The following is a 13,991-nucleotide window of genomic DNA, read 5'->3' as shown; positions in this document are numbered from 1 at the left end:
CACCCCGATGAACACCCCTGTCACTCCCGTCGTCCGCACCGAACGCATCGGCTCCACTCTGCTCATCACCCTCGACCGCCCCGAGGCCCGCAACGCCGTCAACTCCGCTGTCGCCGCCGAACTGACCGCTGTCCTCGACGAGTTGGAGGCCGACCCGGAACTGCGGGCCGGCGTCCTGACCGGCGAGGGCGGCACCTTCAGCGCCGGCATGGACCTCAAGGCCGCGCTGCGCGGGGAATCACCCGCGGTGGAGGGCCGCGGCTTCGGCGGCCTGACGGAAGCCGAGCTGACCAAGCCCCTCATCGCCGCCGTGGAGGGCTTCGCCATGGGCGGCGGCTTCGAACTCGCCCTGGCCTGCGATCTGATCGTCGCCGCCGAGGACTCCCGGTTCGGACTGCCCGAGGTCAGGCGCGGCCTGATCGCGGCGGGCGGCGGAGTGATCCGGCTGCCCAAGCGCATCCCGCACCACCTGGCGATGGAGCTGCTCCTGACCGGCGAGCCCGTCGAAGGGCGCCGCGCAGGGGAGCTGGGCCTGGCCAACCGGGTGGTCGGCAAGGGACAAGCCGTCGCCGAGGCCCTGCGACTGGCCGAACAGCTCGCCACGAACGCCCCGTTGGCGCTGGCCGCCGTCAAGCGCGTCGTCCGCGCCGCCGACGGTGCCCCGGACGCCGAGGCCTTCGCTTTCCAGCGCGGCGAGATGAAGACCCTGATGGCCTCGGACGACGTACGCGAAGGCATGACGGCCTTCGCCGAGCGCCGTTCGCCGCGCTGGACGGGACGGTGAGGTCGGCATGAGGACCGAGGACGTACGACAGCACCTCACCACCCCGCTCACCCGCCCGGCGTACGCGCCGATGGTCCCGCGGTTCACCGACCGCGAGTACCTCAACATCGTCTACCGCACCGACCCCGACGCCCTGCGGGCCGTCGTCCCCGAACCCCTGCGGATCGACGAGCCGCTCGTCCGGTTCGAGGTGATGAAGATGGGCGACGTCAGCGGCTTCGGCCCCTACACGGAGGCCGGCCAGGCGATCCCCGTCAGCTTCGAGGGCGAGCGGGGCGAGTACCTGCACGCCATGTATCTCGACAACTTCCCGGCCACCGCCTCCGGCCGCGAGGTCTCCGCCTACCCGAAGGTCATCGGCTCCCCGGCGCTCTTCGTCGACTCCGGCGCACTCGTCGGCACCCTCGATCACGGCTCGCTGCGGGTCGCCACGGCCACCATGGGCTACAAGCACCATGAACTGGACCCGCGCGAGGCCGAGGCGCAGATCTCCGTACCGACCTTCATGCTCAAGACCGTCCCCGGTTACGACGGCCTGCCGCGCGTGCAGGAACTCGTCCGGACGCGCATCACCGATCTCACGGTCAAGGGGGCCTGGACCGGCCCCGCCCGGCTCCAGTTGTTCCAGCATGTGCTCGCGCCGCTGGCGGACCTGCCGGTGCTGGAGATCGTCTCCGCCGGCCACATCCTCACCGACCTGACGCTCAACCGCGTGGAGCCGGTCCACGACTACCTGAAGGGAGTCGCGTCATGACCCGCACGCCCGCCTTCCGCACCCCTGCCTCCCGCACGCCCGCCTTCCGGAGGGCCGCCGTCATCGGCGCCGGAACCATCGGACTGTCCTGGACGGCCCTGTTCGCCGCACACGGCCTGACCGTGCGGGTGAGCGACCCGCGCGAGGACCTCGCCGAGGCCGTCGCCGACGCCCTGGCGCGGTACGCCCCGCATCTGGCCGCCCGTGGCCTGGACGTGCGCGGTCTCGCCGACCGGGTGCACCTGGCGGCCGACGTGACGGAGGCGGTCCGGGACGCGGACGTCGTCCAGGAGAACGGACCCGAACGCGTCGCATTCAAGCAGGACTTGTTCGCCGCCGTCGTACGTGAGGCGCCCAGGCACGCGCTGCTGCTCAGCTCCTCGTCGGCGATCCCCGCCACGGCGTTCACAGGTGAGCTGGCCGACGAGGACGCCGCCCGCCTCCTGATCGGCCACCCCTTCAACCCGCCGCACCTGCTCCCCCTGGTCGAGGTCGTCCCCGGCGAACGCACCGGCGAGGACGCCGTACAGACCGCCCTGGACTTCTACACCTTCCTCGGCCGCACCCCGGTCGTCGAGCGCAAGGAGATCCCTGGCTTCGTCGGCAACCGCCTGCAGAACGCGCTCAGCCGCGAGGCGGTTCACCTCGTCGAGCAGGGCCTGGTGACCCCCGAGGACCTGGACCGTGTCGTGACCAACTCGCTGGGCCCGCGCTGGGCCACGGTCGGCCCGTTCCTCGGCGCCCACCTCGGCGGAGGACCCGGCGGCTACCGGCACCTCGTCGCACACATCGGCGCCTCGATGCGGGCCCTGGAAGACGACCCCGGCCGCCGCCCCGCGCAGACCCCCGACCAACAGGAACGGCTCATCGAAGCCGTCGAGAAGGCTTACGGCTCCTCCACGTACTCGGAACTCGCCGAGACGCGCGACCGCAAGCAACTGGCGGTCCTGGACGCGCTGGACGGCGCGGCCCGGACTACCACTTCGAAGGAGGAGAACTGAGATGACCACCACCACACAGCCCACGGCCCCCGGTCCGATCGCCGACGAACTGACCGCCGACTTCTACCACTTCGAGTCGCTGCTCCCGGACGACGAGCGCAAGATCCTTCTCAAGGCCCGGGCCCTCATGCGCGACGAGGTCAAGCCTCTGGTGAACGACAGCTGGGCCAAGGGCGAGTTCCCCACGCAGCTCATCGGCCTCTTCCGCGACAGCGGCCTGGCCGGCCTGCCCTACGAGGGCTACGGCGAGCACAAGCCCGCCACGAGCAACCTCCTGTCGGGCATGCTAGCCCTGGAGTTGGCCCGTACCGACGCCTCGGTGTCGACCTTCTTCGGCGTCCACAACGGCCTGGCCATGTACTCCATCCACTCCGGCGGCGACCAGGAGCAGCGCGACCGCTGGCTGCCGGCGATGGCCGCGATGGACAAGATCGGTGCCTTCGCGATGACCGAGCCCCTCGGCGGCTCCGACGTCGCCGGCGGCATGCGCACCACCGCCCGGCGCGAGGGCGACAGCTGGGTCCTGAACGGCGCCAAGAAGTGGATCGGCAACGCCACCTTCGCCGACTACGTCGTCGTGTGGGCGCGGGACGTCGACGACAACCACGTCAAGGGCTTCGTCGTCGAGAAGGGCACCCCCGGTTTCGCCCCGTCGAAGATCGAACACAAGGTCGCCTTCCGCATCGTCGAGAACGCCGAGATCACCCTGACCGACGTCCGCGTCCCGGAGGGCAACCGCCTCCAGCGCATCGACTCCTTCCGCGACGTCGCCGAGATCCTGCGCGCGACCCGCGCCGGGGTGGCCTGGCAGGCGCTCGGCGTCATGATCGGCGCCTACGAACTGGCCCTGGACTACGCCCGGGAGCGCGAGCAGTTCGGCCGTCCCATCGGTGGCTTCCAGCTCGTGCAGGACCTCCTGGTCAAGAGCCTCGGCAATGTCACCGCCTCCTGGGCGATGCTCGCGCAGCTCGCCCGCCTCCAGGACGCCGGTATCTACCGCGACGAACACTCCTCCCTGGCCAAGGCGTTCGTCACCTCGCGCATGCGAGAGGTCGTGGGCTGGAGCCGGGAGATCTTCGGCGGCAACGGCATCCTCCTGGACCACGACATCTTCCGGTTCTTCGCCGACGCCGAGGCGATCTACTCCTTCGAGGGCACCCGCGAGATGAACACCCTGATCGTGGGCAAGTCGATCACCGGGCAGAGCGCCTTCGTGTGAGATTGCGCCGAGACCCGGCGGTCTGACGGTGGACCGCGCCCGCGAATGCCCCGGGGCCATGAGCCCCGGGGCATTATGGCTGGCATCCCAGTCTCGGCCAGACATCCGAAGGGCTGCACATCGTCGGCCTCACCGCCGACGGCCGGCTCTGGGTCAAGGGATGGCGTCGACCGCCGCTGCGGCGTCCACCTTGCCCGCTCCCCAGTCGTCGCCGGGTGCCCCGCCGGTGAACGGGTCCAGCCGGGCCGAGCTGGTCAGGAGCAGGACGAGGTCGTCCTGGGTCAGCGTGGGACTCGACTGGAACATGAGGGCGCACACCCCGGTGAGATGCGGTGCGGCCATGCTCGTACCGGACATGGGCTGGTACTGGCTCGATCCTGCGGCTCCTACCAGCGCCGAGGTGATGGCCTGGCCCGGTGCGGCGAGCGTCGGTGCGTGGCGGCCGTCGCGGGTGGGACCCCGGCTGGAGAAGGTGGAAAGGTTCCCCTGTCCCGCGCCTTTGGTGATGTAGGAGGCGGCGGTGACGACCTTCCGACTGGTCCCGGGCACGGAGATGGTGGTCTCGTCGTTGCGGTGCGCACCGATGAACTGGGGAACGGTCCGCCCCCTCTCCATCCAGGCGTGCCAGCGGCCGCTGTCGGCAACGGTCTGGCCGATGAGCGTCAGGCTCCAGGTGCCGGGCCGGATCGCTGTCTGGCTTCCCGGGCTCAACTGCACGTAGATCCGGTTGTCGCCGTTCAGGGAGTGGTGCACGACGGAGTCGACGAAGGCCTTGTTGCCACCGGAGAGATCCACCTCCGTACTGGTGGTGCCGGGGTCGATCTCGACGCTCGCCGTTCCGTTGGGGGGTGTGATCCGCAGGGAGATACGGTCGGCGCCGGAGTACCAGATGTCCAGCGTGTCCGGTGTGTCGTCGCCGACAGGTACCAGGAACGAGACGACGTCGCTGTCCCCCTCCGTCACCTGCCCCGTCGCGTGTACGCCGGCGTTCGCCGCGTTGCCCGCGGACTTCACCAGCGCACGCCCCGGAGTGTCGAGCAGGTTGTCGATGCCGCGTTCCAGCAGGCTGGACCCGTCGTGCGGTCCCAGATTGTCGCCCTGGCTGATGTTGACGACTGCCGGACGCCCGAGGGTCTCGGCGACCTTGAAGACGTAGCCGACGGCCTCGAGCGTACCCATGGAATCGCCCAGGGCTTCGGTCGTGACCCGGTTGGCCACCACCACCAGCTCCGCCTCGGGGGCGACGCCGACAAAGGTGAACTCCGGTTGGCCGTTCCCGGCCGATGACCCGTCACCGGCGGCGATGCCGGCCACATGGGTGCCGTGGCCGACGCTGTCGTCCATGTGCCGCACCATGCCCAACGGGTTCGGGGAGCTCAATGCGTCGTCGATCGCGGAACGTTGGTATTCCACTCCATGGCCGAACGGCGCCGGTGAGGCTTCCCCCGCTTCAGGAGTGAGGTTCTGGTCCCAGATGCGCAGGATGCGGGTCTTCCCGGTCGGGTCCCGGAAGCAGCCGTGGCGCCAGTCGATGCCGCTGTCGACCACACCCACGATCACACCGGCGCCACGCAGTCCGGGTGGTCCGGTGTGCACCTTGTCGGCATGGGTCTCGGGCACGGCGGCGTCCAGCTCCGTGAGAGTGGGTCGGGACGCTTCGACGTAGCTGACCGCTTCCGACTCGTCGAGCTCCGTGAGACGGTCGATGCCGATCTCGCCGCCGACCACATCGCCGGCCCGGATGTGTACCGTCAGTCCCATGTGCTGCGACAGCTCTGCCAGGTCGTCGGCGCCGTGCCCCTCCGCCATGCGCACCAGTACACGCACACGAGGGGTCCTCACCCCTTCGGTCGTGAGCGCGAAACGGCCGGTGGCCTCCAGGCCCACCAGCTCAGCCGGGCCGTCCTCGGCCCGGGACTGCAGGAACTTCAGCCGTGAGTCGAGCATGAGCATCCTTCTCTCTGGCGAACATCGCCAGCCCTCCAGTCCTCGCAGGACAGGCGACAACGATCAGGCGATCAAGATTTCCGTGGTCGGGTGCCCGTCTCGGGGTGGAGGGGTTCGGACAGCTCCACGTAATCGACACAGTCGACCTCCGTCAGGCGCCCGATGTCGCCGGGGGCGACCGTCGCGGTCAGGACATCGCCCGCAGCCATACCGACCCGTGCGCCGGCGTCGGCGATCTGCCGTCGCTGTTCTTCACCGGGTTCGCCTTTCACCCGGATGAGCACCTGGAAGGGGGTGGAGTCGACCGCCTCGCCGACATCCGACAGCGCGCGCCTCGCGGCGGAGCCAAGTTTGTGAGAGCGCATCTTCCCCACCTGATCCGGTGAGCGGCACGGTCCGTACGAACTCGTTGCGCCGACATTGCTCTCACGTCGGCGACCCTTCGTGCCACATTGCCTCTGATACCAGCGTAGGCATCGCGGGCGGCACACGCCATTTCGCCCCTGGCGCACCTTGAGCAGCCCTCTCAAGGGCGGTAGTGAAGTGCATGGGCATCATCGGTCGCTTCGCAGGCGAACGAGGACCGGACTGCGTCTGAGAACTACCAGTCGGGACGCACGTCGGATCCGAAGCCGCCGCCGGCCGGACGCTTCTCGAAGTGGAGGTGAGGGCCGGTGGCGTTGCCGGTGGAGCCGACTTCTCCGATCTTCTGCCCAGCTTTCACGGAACCGCTGTTCACCGTTCGCTCGGACAGGTGGCAGTACCAGAAGTCGGATCCGCCGGCGCGAAGCACGAGAAAGAGGCCGAAACTGCTGTCCTTCCCGCTTCGGACGATCGAACCGCTGCGCACCGCGACACACGGTGTGCCCTCCGGAGCGGCGTAGTCCGCACCGGTGTGGTAACCCAGGCTCCAGTGGGGCCCCTTCTTCCGGTAGGGGGTGGTGACGCCCTTTCCCTGCACGGGGGACGCGACGCGAGCACCAGGGGGAGAAGGAGCGGGCGCTGTCGGGACGCGGAGTCGGTCCCACGAGGTCTTGCCCGGAATGCCGTTGGCATCGGCCCCCTGGAACTTGAGCTTGCGCTGCCATGCGGCGTACGACTGTTGATCGGCAACGGTCCACTCGGGACCAGGACCGGACTGGTACTTCCCGCATCCTTCCGCCACGAGCCGTTTGCCCATCGCGCTGATCACGGGACTGCGCTGTCCCTTGTGGAAGAAGGTCGCTCCTGGGAAGGGTGCCAATGCAGACATAGCCTTCCCTCCCTTCATGTTTACTGCGGCACTGTTCGCCGCTGTCCGACTGAACCGCTTTTCGACTGAACCACTTTTCGCGAAACGCAGGGACATCTTGGTGATGGCTCCGGGATGGTGCCGGCCCACGTCGAACCTGGGCTCTGGCACCGAGTTTGATCAGCGAGGAGAAGCCGGGGAATCCATCTACCTCATGGCCGGCGCCGACAGAGAACCCGCCTGGAAGATGCGCACCTTCCCGGACATTGCGCGGCTTACCGTCACAGCCACTCTGTTTCCACCATGCGCCCGCTGGAAGTCGTGCGCAATCTCGGGCGATGTGCGACATTCGGGCGCGTGGACGGACAGTCCGTCAACGCGCTTGGACTGCGGGGCCCTTTCGGAGGCGCATTCTCGCGACGATGGACGTTTTGTGTCCCGCATGGAAGACCGGCGAGCCTGGGACCGGCTCGAACCGAGGCTCAGCCGGGGACGATTCATGTGGGCATACCGTCTGCCCTGCGATCTCCAGGTGCACGCCGGAGACGTGTTGACGGCGACTCGATGGGGTGATCAGCGCGTGCCGGTCGCCGCAGGGCTGCTGGTTTCAGGTGAGGTGGCGGGCGAAGAACGTCAGCGAACTGTCCAGCTCGTGCGCGGGCATCTCCCCGTGTTTGCCGGGGTTCGCGTGGAGCGTCTTGTCGGCCGAGGCGAAGGCGTCGAACAGCGCCAGGCTCTGCTCTCGCGGCACGCGCTCATCGTCCCACTGCACCAAGAACTCCACCGGAATCGTGATCCGTGCCGCGTCCGCACCCGAGGCCAAAGCGCCGCCCAGGCCCAACACGGCTGCGTGGATGCGGGGTTCGGCAGCGACGAAGGGGACGCCGAGCCCGCATCCCAGCGAGACTCCCCAGTAGCCCACGGGGCCGGCACCGACGTCATCGAGCTGCTGGACCGCGTCCAGGACCCCGCGCCACTCCGGAACGGTCTGGCGGGCCACGAGGGCCTGGAAAGCGGCGATGAGCGGCGCCGGCTCCTCCCCGGCCTCCACACGCGCCTGGTTCTCGGCTGCGATGCGATGGTACTTCTCGTCCGCGGGCCGCTCCCCATGGTTCGGCACGTCGACGGCCACCACAGCGAACCCGGCCTCCGTCACGAAACGGCGGGCAAGATTCAGGATGTCGGGTGCTTTCTTGTGCTGGCCGCCACCGTGGCCCATCACGATGAGGGGACGGGTACCGGCGGCATTGCCCGGCGTCCACAGGACGCCCGGAATGTCGTCGATGACGAAGAGCTGTTCGCGGACGCAGTCGCGGAGCATCTCAGAAGTGAAGTGCATAGCGATTCCAGCCTTTCAGGATGGATCGCGGGTGCTCCCTAGGCCATGCGAGGAAGGGAGACCCGACGTGTCACGGTATTGATCGGTCTCACCTCCCTGGCTGCGCGGTCATGCACGGCGGCACGAAAGTATCACGGCAGCCTTCGGCAGGGTCCAGCCATGAACGTCGCCAGTTGTGGGCCTGGCTGACGGAGCGTAGGCCGCCGGGCCGGCCGCCCGTCTTGTCGAGAGGCGGAGGGGCCGGGCGGCCCGCCCTTCCGTGGTGGCGGGGGCGTCAGACCTCTGGCTGGGCTGCCCAGGTCCGCAGTGCGGCTTCGGCCTCCTCGCGGGACACCGGGCGCCCGCGGTCGACGTGCATGTGCTGGAGGTGGCGGATGGCTGCCCCGATCCTGCGGCCCGGCGGTATGCCGAGCAGGATGCTGATTTCCCTGCCGTTGAGGGGCACCGGGATGTCGGGCAGCCGCTGAGTGGCGGCCCGCTCGGCCGCCGCGCGCTCCGCGGACTCGCGTCGGGCCTGCTCGCTCGCGTACCACTCGTCGTAGTCGGTCGCATCGCGGGACTCAGCGGCGGCCCGCCGCCAGTCCTCCTCGTCCCGTCCTTGGCCCAGGCCCACTTCCATGAACAGATCGCGGTAGTCCGGAGCGCCGGGACCGGCCGGCGCCGCGCCGAGCCGGGCGAGCGCCGCGTTGATGGGCCAGTCCTCCCGCGAACCGCTGAACTCAGAGGTATGCGCCGGCCCCCATTCCTGTGCACCAGCCCGCCACACGGTGGCGGTCTGCTCTCCGTCGCCGCCCCAGAAGTCCGCTTCCACATGCGCCATCGGCCCGCTCTGTGAGAGGTCGCGCAGTATGCGCGGCAGGTCTCCGCGGAGCCCGGCGGAAAGCGGCAGCAGCCCCAGGCGCTGCGCGAGCGGGGCGACCACGGCTCCCGTCACTCCGTCCGCCCAGCTCCGCAAGCGGTCGAAGTCACCTATGACAGCGTCGAGTCGGTACGACATGCGCGCACAGTAACCGCGTTGCAGCGGCGTCAGCCATTCACTTTCGTCGTTGCCGCCACCGACGAATGCGTCGAGCCGAACCCCAGCGGACGCGCCGAACGGTACGTGTCGTACCCGTCCCGGGGAACCGCCGGCCATGCGTCATCGCCTGCCGGTTCCGCACTCCGGTGTCACCGGTGTCCAGGAGCCGAAGTCAGCGGATACGGCCGCCTTCGGTGACGAGCCATTCGCCGGTCTCCCAGTCGGAGGGGTGCTCGTCGATGCGGTAGCACAGGTCGAATCGGATGCCGAGCCCCGGCCAGGAGTGACGGACCGGGACGGTACGGAAGATCTCGTCGAGGCCGGGGAACGCCATCCCTTCGGGCTCGGGAAACAGCAGCTCCAGTTGGCTGCGGGGCAGATCGGTCCACAGCGCGAACTGCCACTGCGTCTGCGTCGTCCCCTGGTCATGGACCAGCTCGAACCGCGGCTCGCGACCGACGACGAAGTCGTGGATGTCGCCGAGGAACTCTTCCGATGTGGAGGGGATGACGAACGGCCATGCCTCGCCGGTGGGATAGCGGTACATGGTGGATGCCGAGGCCAGTGCGCCCACGAGGTCCTCCCATTGCCGGGGTGAGGTGGCGCAAGCGGGCAGGTTCACGCCCGTGTGGTCGACCCGCTCGACGTGCCCGGCCAGCCGCCGGGTCAGGTCGGCCATCGTGACGCCGACAGAAAAGGGCTGTGCACCGGACGTGTCACCGCGACGGACACCTATGCGGTGGCCTGTGTCCAACACGACTTCGGGCGCGGCTACGTCAGCCAGCTGAAAGGTTGTCACCGGGAGGGCGCCGACGGGGCGTGGCGGGGTGAGGGTCAGCCGGTCAACCGCCCCACCCACCTCGCCCGCCGTGTCCGTGGACCCAGCGAAGTCGGCGTACTCCACTTCGGCCAGCAGCGAGCGCAGCCCGCCGAGGAAGTCTCTCGATTCCGGCGTCGTGGGCAGGAGGAAGGCGATTTCGGAGAGTCGATCCATGCGCCCGACCGTAGCCGGATTCATGACACCTTCACGGCGGTCTTTCAGCGTCTTCCAGTGGTCTTCCAGCCATACCAGGGCGATCGGTTGTGCACTTCCAGCCGTACGTGACACGAACGCAAGGGCTCCGTGCGTCGGCACGTTCCTCAGCACAGCGCCTCGTTCATTGCCTCGGAGGCCTCGGCGACGGCTGAGCCCTGTCCCGGTGTCAGTCCCGGCCCGTACGCTGCACCGTCATGGCCAATGACGTGTTCGACTACGCTCGACCGGGGCCCTTCACAAGCCTGGAGTCGGCCCAGCTCCGGCTCCTCGAAGGGCTGCCGGAGGATCCGGCCGGTATCTGTGCCGCCGTACAGGGTCTGGTCATCCAGCCCGCGGACGCCGCGGCGTCGGGGATTTCCGAGAGCCGGATCGCGGAGAAGAACATCCGGCCGGTCAGCGAGCTGATCAGTGCGTTGACCGCTCTGGACCCCGCCCCGCTTCACCAGCCCCGAACGCCCGAGACACGGGTGGTCGGCACCTGCCGTCACTTCGCCACGATCGCCTGCGCGATCCTGCGGGCACGGGGTATCGCCTCCCGGGCCCGCTGCGGTTTCGGCACCTACTTCCTCACAGGCCGCGGCGTCGATCACTGGATCACCGAGTACCGGGACGACCACGACGGCCGCTGGGTGCGTGTCGACACCGAGCATCTCGGCCAGGGCTACGTCGACCGTCCGGACGACCTCGCTCCGGACGAGTTCCTCACCGGGGGCGAGGCGTGGCTCCGCTACCGCGCTGGCTCGATCGACCCGGCCCTGTTCGGTGTGGCCGGCACCGAACATGCCTGGGGACCGGCCGAGATCAGCGGCAACGCCGTCCGTGACCTCGCCGCGCTCTGCAAGCAGGAGACACTCAACTGGGACGAGTGGGGCCGTATGACCGCCGCCTACGAAGGCAGAACCGGCACCGACTACGACCAGCTGATCGATGAGGTCGCCGACGCCTGCGCCAAGGACGATCCAGCCGCCTTGGCGCGTCTGTTCTCCCACGGGGATCTGGCGGTTCCGCCGCATCTCGCGGCTTGACCGGTACGAGGGAGGGGCCGGGGCAAGCTCTCGGCGGGGATGTCCCGAACAGGCAATCGGTGATGTCTGCCGGAGGAAAGACCCGGCCCCTGGTTCTCGGGTTCACTGTCGGCCACCCACGACGAAAGGGAGGCAGGCATGCCGGAGGAAGCCAGGTCCGAATTCTGGAAGGGGCTGAAGCCGATCCAGAACTCGTTGAAGCCGGACGCGCTGCCGGAGGTGTATCTGTCGCAGGTGGCCACCGACGACGACCGGTACTACGCGCCGCTGAGCGAGACCGTCGGCTCGCGCCCGCTGTGGATCAACGTCAAGGACAACTCCTGGGCCGACATCCTGCGCGCCAAGGAGGCCGGACTCGTCAACCGGCACTACCACCCGCACGAGGTGTTCGCCTACACGCTCTCCGGCAAGTGGGGATACCTGGAGCGGCCCTGGACCGCGCGCGCCGGAGACTTCGTCTACGAGGCGCCTGGCGAGGGACACACCCTCGTGGCCTACGAGAGCAACGAGCCGATGAAGGCGTTCTTCATCGTCAAGGGGCCCCTGATCTGGCTGGACGAGAACGGCCGGCCCGACGGCTACTTCGACGTCCACGACTACATCGAGCTGTGCCGCGCCCACTACGACAAGGTCGGCATCGGCGCGGACTACGTCGACTCGCTGTTCCGGTGACCTCGACCCGCGTGGCGGTGACAGCGGCCTCCGCCCGTAACACGGTGTCGCCGGGCGCCGCCGGACGAGGGCCCGGGTTCCGGGCCCGGACCGCCGTATGAAGGCCGCCGTCTGGTACGGAGCCAAGGACGTCCGCATCGCCGAGGTGGACGTCCCCCGAGCCCGGCCCGGGGAGGTGCTCATCGAGGTGGCCTACTGCGGCATCTGCGGCAGCGACCTGCACGAGTACGCCGACGGGCCGCACGCCATCCCGGTCACCGGGCCTCACCCGGCCTCCGGCTCCACGGCCCCGCTCGTCCTCGGCCACGAGTTCTGTGGGACGGTGGCGGCCCTCGGGCCGTCGGTGACCGGCCTCGCCGTCGGCGACCGCGTGGCCGTCGAACCGAACTACCGGTGCGGGACCTGCCCCCGGTGCCGGGCCGGCGAGTACAACATCTGCCGCGACTTCGGCTTCGCCGGGCTGATGGGCGACGGCGGGATGGCCGAGTACGCCGCCGTCCCCGCCTATATGGCGCACCGCCTCCCCGAGGCCGTGTCACTGGAACAGGCGGCGCTCTTCGAACCGGCCTCGGTCGCCCTGCACGCGCTGCGGCGCGCCGGGGCCACGCCCGAGACCGTCGCCGTCGTCGGTCTGGGGCCGGTCGGCCTGCTCTGCGTCCTGTTGGCCGCGGCACGTGGAGTGCGCCGGATCGTCGCCGTCGACGTGTCCCCCACCCGCCTGCGACTCGCGGGCGACCTCGGCGCCACCGACCTGGTCGACGGCCGGGAAGCGGGCACCGGGGAGCGGATCCTGGAGCTGACCGGCGGGGAGGGCGTCGACACCGCGTTCGAGGTGGTCGGGTCCCAGAGCGCCCTGCACACCTGCCTGACCGCGACCCGGCGTGGCGGCCGGGTCGTCCTCGTCGGCCTCGCCCAGGAGGTGTCCCTGGACGCCTTCGCACTCGTCAACAACGAACAGTCGATCGTCGCCAGCGTCGGCTACCGCGACACCTATCCGGAACTCATCCGGCTCGTCGCCGAGCAGGGCCTGGACCTGACCGCGGTCGTCACGTCGACCATCGCCCTCGCCGACCTCGTACCGGCCGGCTTCGAGGCACTGCTCGACGGCCCCGGCGACCAGGTCAAGATCCTGGTCCGTCCCGCCTCGCACCGCCCCGGAGCACTGGTCCCCCACCCGCCCTCCGACCGAACGGAACAACAAAGATGACCCCCCTGCTCGCCGCCGACACGTTCGCCGGCCAGAGCGTCCTGGTGACCGGTGGAACCTCCGGCATCGGCGCGGCCACCGCCGACGTGCTCGCCGACCTGGGGGCCGAGGTGTACGCCCTCGGCCTGCCGCCGACCGACGACGCCGAGCTGCCCCGCCACGAGCGGGTACGCGTCGTTCAGCAGGACGTGACGGACCGGGATGCCCTCACCCGGCGGATCACGGCGTACGACCGTCTCGACCACCTCGTCACCTGCGCCGGCATCAGCGCCGACCGCGACGAATACGGCCTCGCGCGGTGGGACCAGGTACTGGAGGTCAACCTCACCTCCACCCTGGTCGCCTGTCAGGCGGCGCGGCCGCTGCTCGCCCGCCGGGGCGGCAGTGTCGTCACCGTCTCGTCGATGTTCTCCTTCTTCGGCAGCCGCGACCGGCCCGCCTACAGTGCCAGCAAGGGCGGAGTCTCCCAGCTGACCCGGTCCCTGGCGGCCGAGTACGCCGGGGACGGCATCCGGGTGAACGCGGTGGCACCCGGCTTCGTGACCACCCCACTTGCCCGCGGTGTGCTCGACGACCAGGAAGCCTCACAGGCGGTGCTGGCACGAGTCCCCCTCGGACGATTCGGCCGACCTCAAGAGATCGCGACAGCCATCGCCTTCCTGTGCTCCCCCGCCGCCTCGTACATCAATGGCGCGATCGTCCCGGTCGACGGCGGCTATCTGGCCGTTTGACCTTGCTGCGCTCTCCCGAGGAGGAGT

The 13,991-nt window shown here is 69.4% G+C and carries 13 protein-coding genes and 2 pseudogenes; 8 read left to right on the top strand and 7 right to left on the bottom strand.

Features of this window, described 5'->3' with window-relative positions; translation table 11 throughout:
- Nucleotides 1-7: 7 nt before the first annotated feature.
- Genes HW837_RS41200 through HW837_RS41185 form a run of 4 tightly spaced genes read left to right on the top strand, consistent with a single transcriptional unit; the run spans nt 8 to nt 3,758 of the window.
- Complete coding sequence (locus HW837_RS41200; RefSeq protein WP_193382718.1) at nt 8-784, top strand: crotonase/enoyl-CoA hydratase family protein; 777 nt, start codon at nt 8-10, stop codon at nt 782-784.
- Between the two features lie 7 nt (nt 785-791).
- On the top strand, nt 792-1,538 hold the full coding sequence (locus HW837_RS41195; RefSeq protein WP_045562183.1) for an acetoacetate decarboxylase: 747 nt from the start codon (nt 792-794) through the stop codon (nt 1,536-1,538).
- On the top strand, nt 1,535-2,539 hold the full coding sequence (locus tag HW837_RS41190; protein WP_193382716.1) for a 3-hydroxyacyl-CoA dehydrogenase NAD-binding domain-containing protein: 1,005 nt from the start codon (nt 1,535-1,537) through the stop codon (nt 2,537-2,539). The genes HW837_RS41195 and HW837_RS41190 overlap by 4 nt, the downstream gene beginning before the upstream one ends.
- 1 nt (nt 2,540) lies before the next feature.
- Nucleotides 2,541-3,758, top strand: a complete 1,218-nt coding sequence (locus HW837_RS41185) for an acyl-CoA dehydrogenase family protein (protein ID WP_045562185.1) — start codon at nt 2,541-2,543, stop codon at nt 3,756-3,758.
- 153 nt (nt 3,759-3,911) lie between these two features.
- On the opposite strand, the gene HW837_RS41180 is transcribed toward HW837_RS41185, so the two are convergent.
- The 7 genes and pseudogenes from HW837_RS41180 to HW837_RS41155 all read right to left on the bottom strand — a co-directional run bounded on the left by HW837_RS41180 (nt 3,912) and on the right by HW837_RS41155 (nt 10,440).
- Nucleotides 3,912-5,705 (bottom strand): S8 family peptidase, encoded by a 1,794-nt coding sequence (locus HW837_RS41180; protein WP_159040965.1) that lies wholly within the window; start codon nt 5,703-5,705, stop codon nt 3,912-3,914.
- Nucleotides 5,706-5,776: 71 nt separating this feature from the next.
- Nucleotides 5,777-6,070, bottom strand: a complete 294-nt coding sequence (locus HW837_RS41175) for a hypothetical protein (RefSeq protein WP_143110772.1) — start codon at nt 6,068-6,070, stop codon at nt 5,777-5,779.
- A gap of 236 nt (nt 6,071-6,306) precedes the next feature.
- Nucleotides 6,307-6,594 (bottom strand): annotated as a pseudogene (locus tag HW837_RS49260) (M23 family metallopeptidase); the annotation flags it as partial.
- A 117-nt stretch (nt 6,595-6,711) separates the two neighbouring features.
- Nucleotides 6,712-6,951: pseudogene (locus HW837_RS49255) on the bottom strand (peptidoglycan-binding protein); the annotation flags it as partial.
- 592 nt (nt 6,952-7,543) lie between these two features.
- The gene (locus tag HW837_RS41165; RefSeq protein WP_045562189.1) at nt 7,544-8,275 is read right to left on the bottom strand and encodes a dienelactone hydrolase family protein; all 732 of its coding nucleotides are present in this window, start codon (nt 8,273-8,275) and stop codon (nt 7,544-7,546) included.
- Nucleotides 8,276-8,549: 274 nt separating this feature from the next.
- On the bottom strand, nt 8,550-9,272 hold the full coding sequence (locus HW837_RS41160) for a hypothetical protein (RefSeq protein WP_193381786.1): 723 nt from the start codon (nt 9,270-9,272) through the stop codon (nt 8,550-8,552).
- A gap of 193 nt (nt 9,273-9,465) precedes the next feature.
- A complete protein-coding gene (locus HW837_RS41155; RefSeq protein ID WP_313895655.1) occupies nt 9,466-10,440 on the bottom strand; it encodes a hypothetical protein in 975 nt (324 codons plus the stop codon).
- A gap of 83 nt (nt 10,441-10,523) precedes the next feature.
- Between HW837_RS41155 and HW837_RS41150 the strand changes: the two genes are divergently transcribed.
- The 4 genes from HW837_RS41150 to HW837_RS41135 all read left to right on the top strand — a co-directional run bounded on the left by HW837_RS41150 (nt 10,524) and on the right by HW837_RS41135 (nt 13,964).
- Nucleotides 10,524-11,354, top strand: coding sequence for a transglutaminase-like domain-containing protein (locus HW837_RS41150; RefSeq protein WP_045562192.1), 831 nt, complete (start codon nt 10,524-10,526; stop codon nt 11,352-11,354).
- 138 nt (nt 11,355-11,492) lie between these two features.
- The gene (locus HW837_RS41145) at nt 11,493-12,026 is read left to right on the top strand and encodes a 2,4'-dihydroxyacetophenone dioxygenase family protein (RefSeq protein WP_045562193.1); all 534 of its coding nucleotides are present in this window, start codon (nt 11,493-11,495) and stop codon (nt 12,024-12,026) included.
- A gap of 97 nt (nt 12,027-12,123) precedes the next feature.
- Entirely contained in the window at nt 12,124-13,233 is a 1,110-nt protein-coding gene (locus HW837_RS41140; RefSeq protein WP_093792092.1) for a 2,3-butanediol dehydrogenase, read from the top strand.
- Entirely contained in the window at nt 13,230-13,964 is a 735-nt protein-coding gene (locus HW837_RS41135) for an SDR family NAD(P)-dependent oxidoreductase (protein ID WP_193381787.1), read from the top strand. Before HW837_RS41140 ends, HW837_RS41135 begins: the two co-directional genes overlap by 4 nt.
- Nucleotides 13,965-13,991 lie beyond the last annotated feature (27 nt).

It is taken from the genome of Streptomyces caniscabiei, from assembly GCF_014930365.1.
GTDB lineage: Bacteria > Actinomycetota > Actinomycetes > Streptomycetales > Streptomycetaceae > Streptomyces > Streptomyces caniscabiei.
This window is presented reverse-complemented; position numbering and strand designations above follow the sequence as displayed.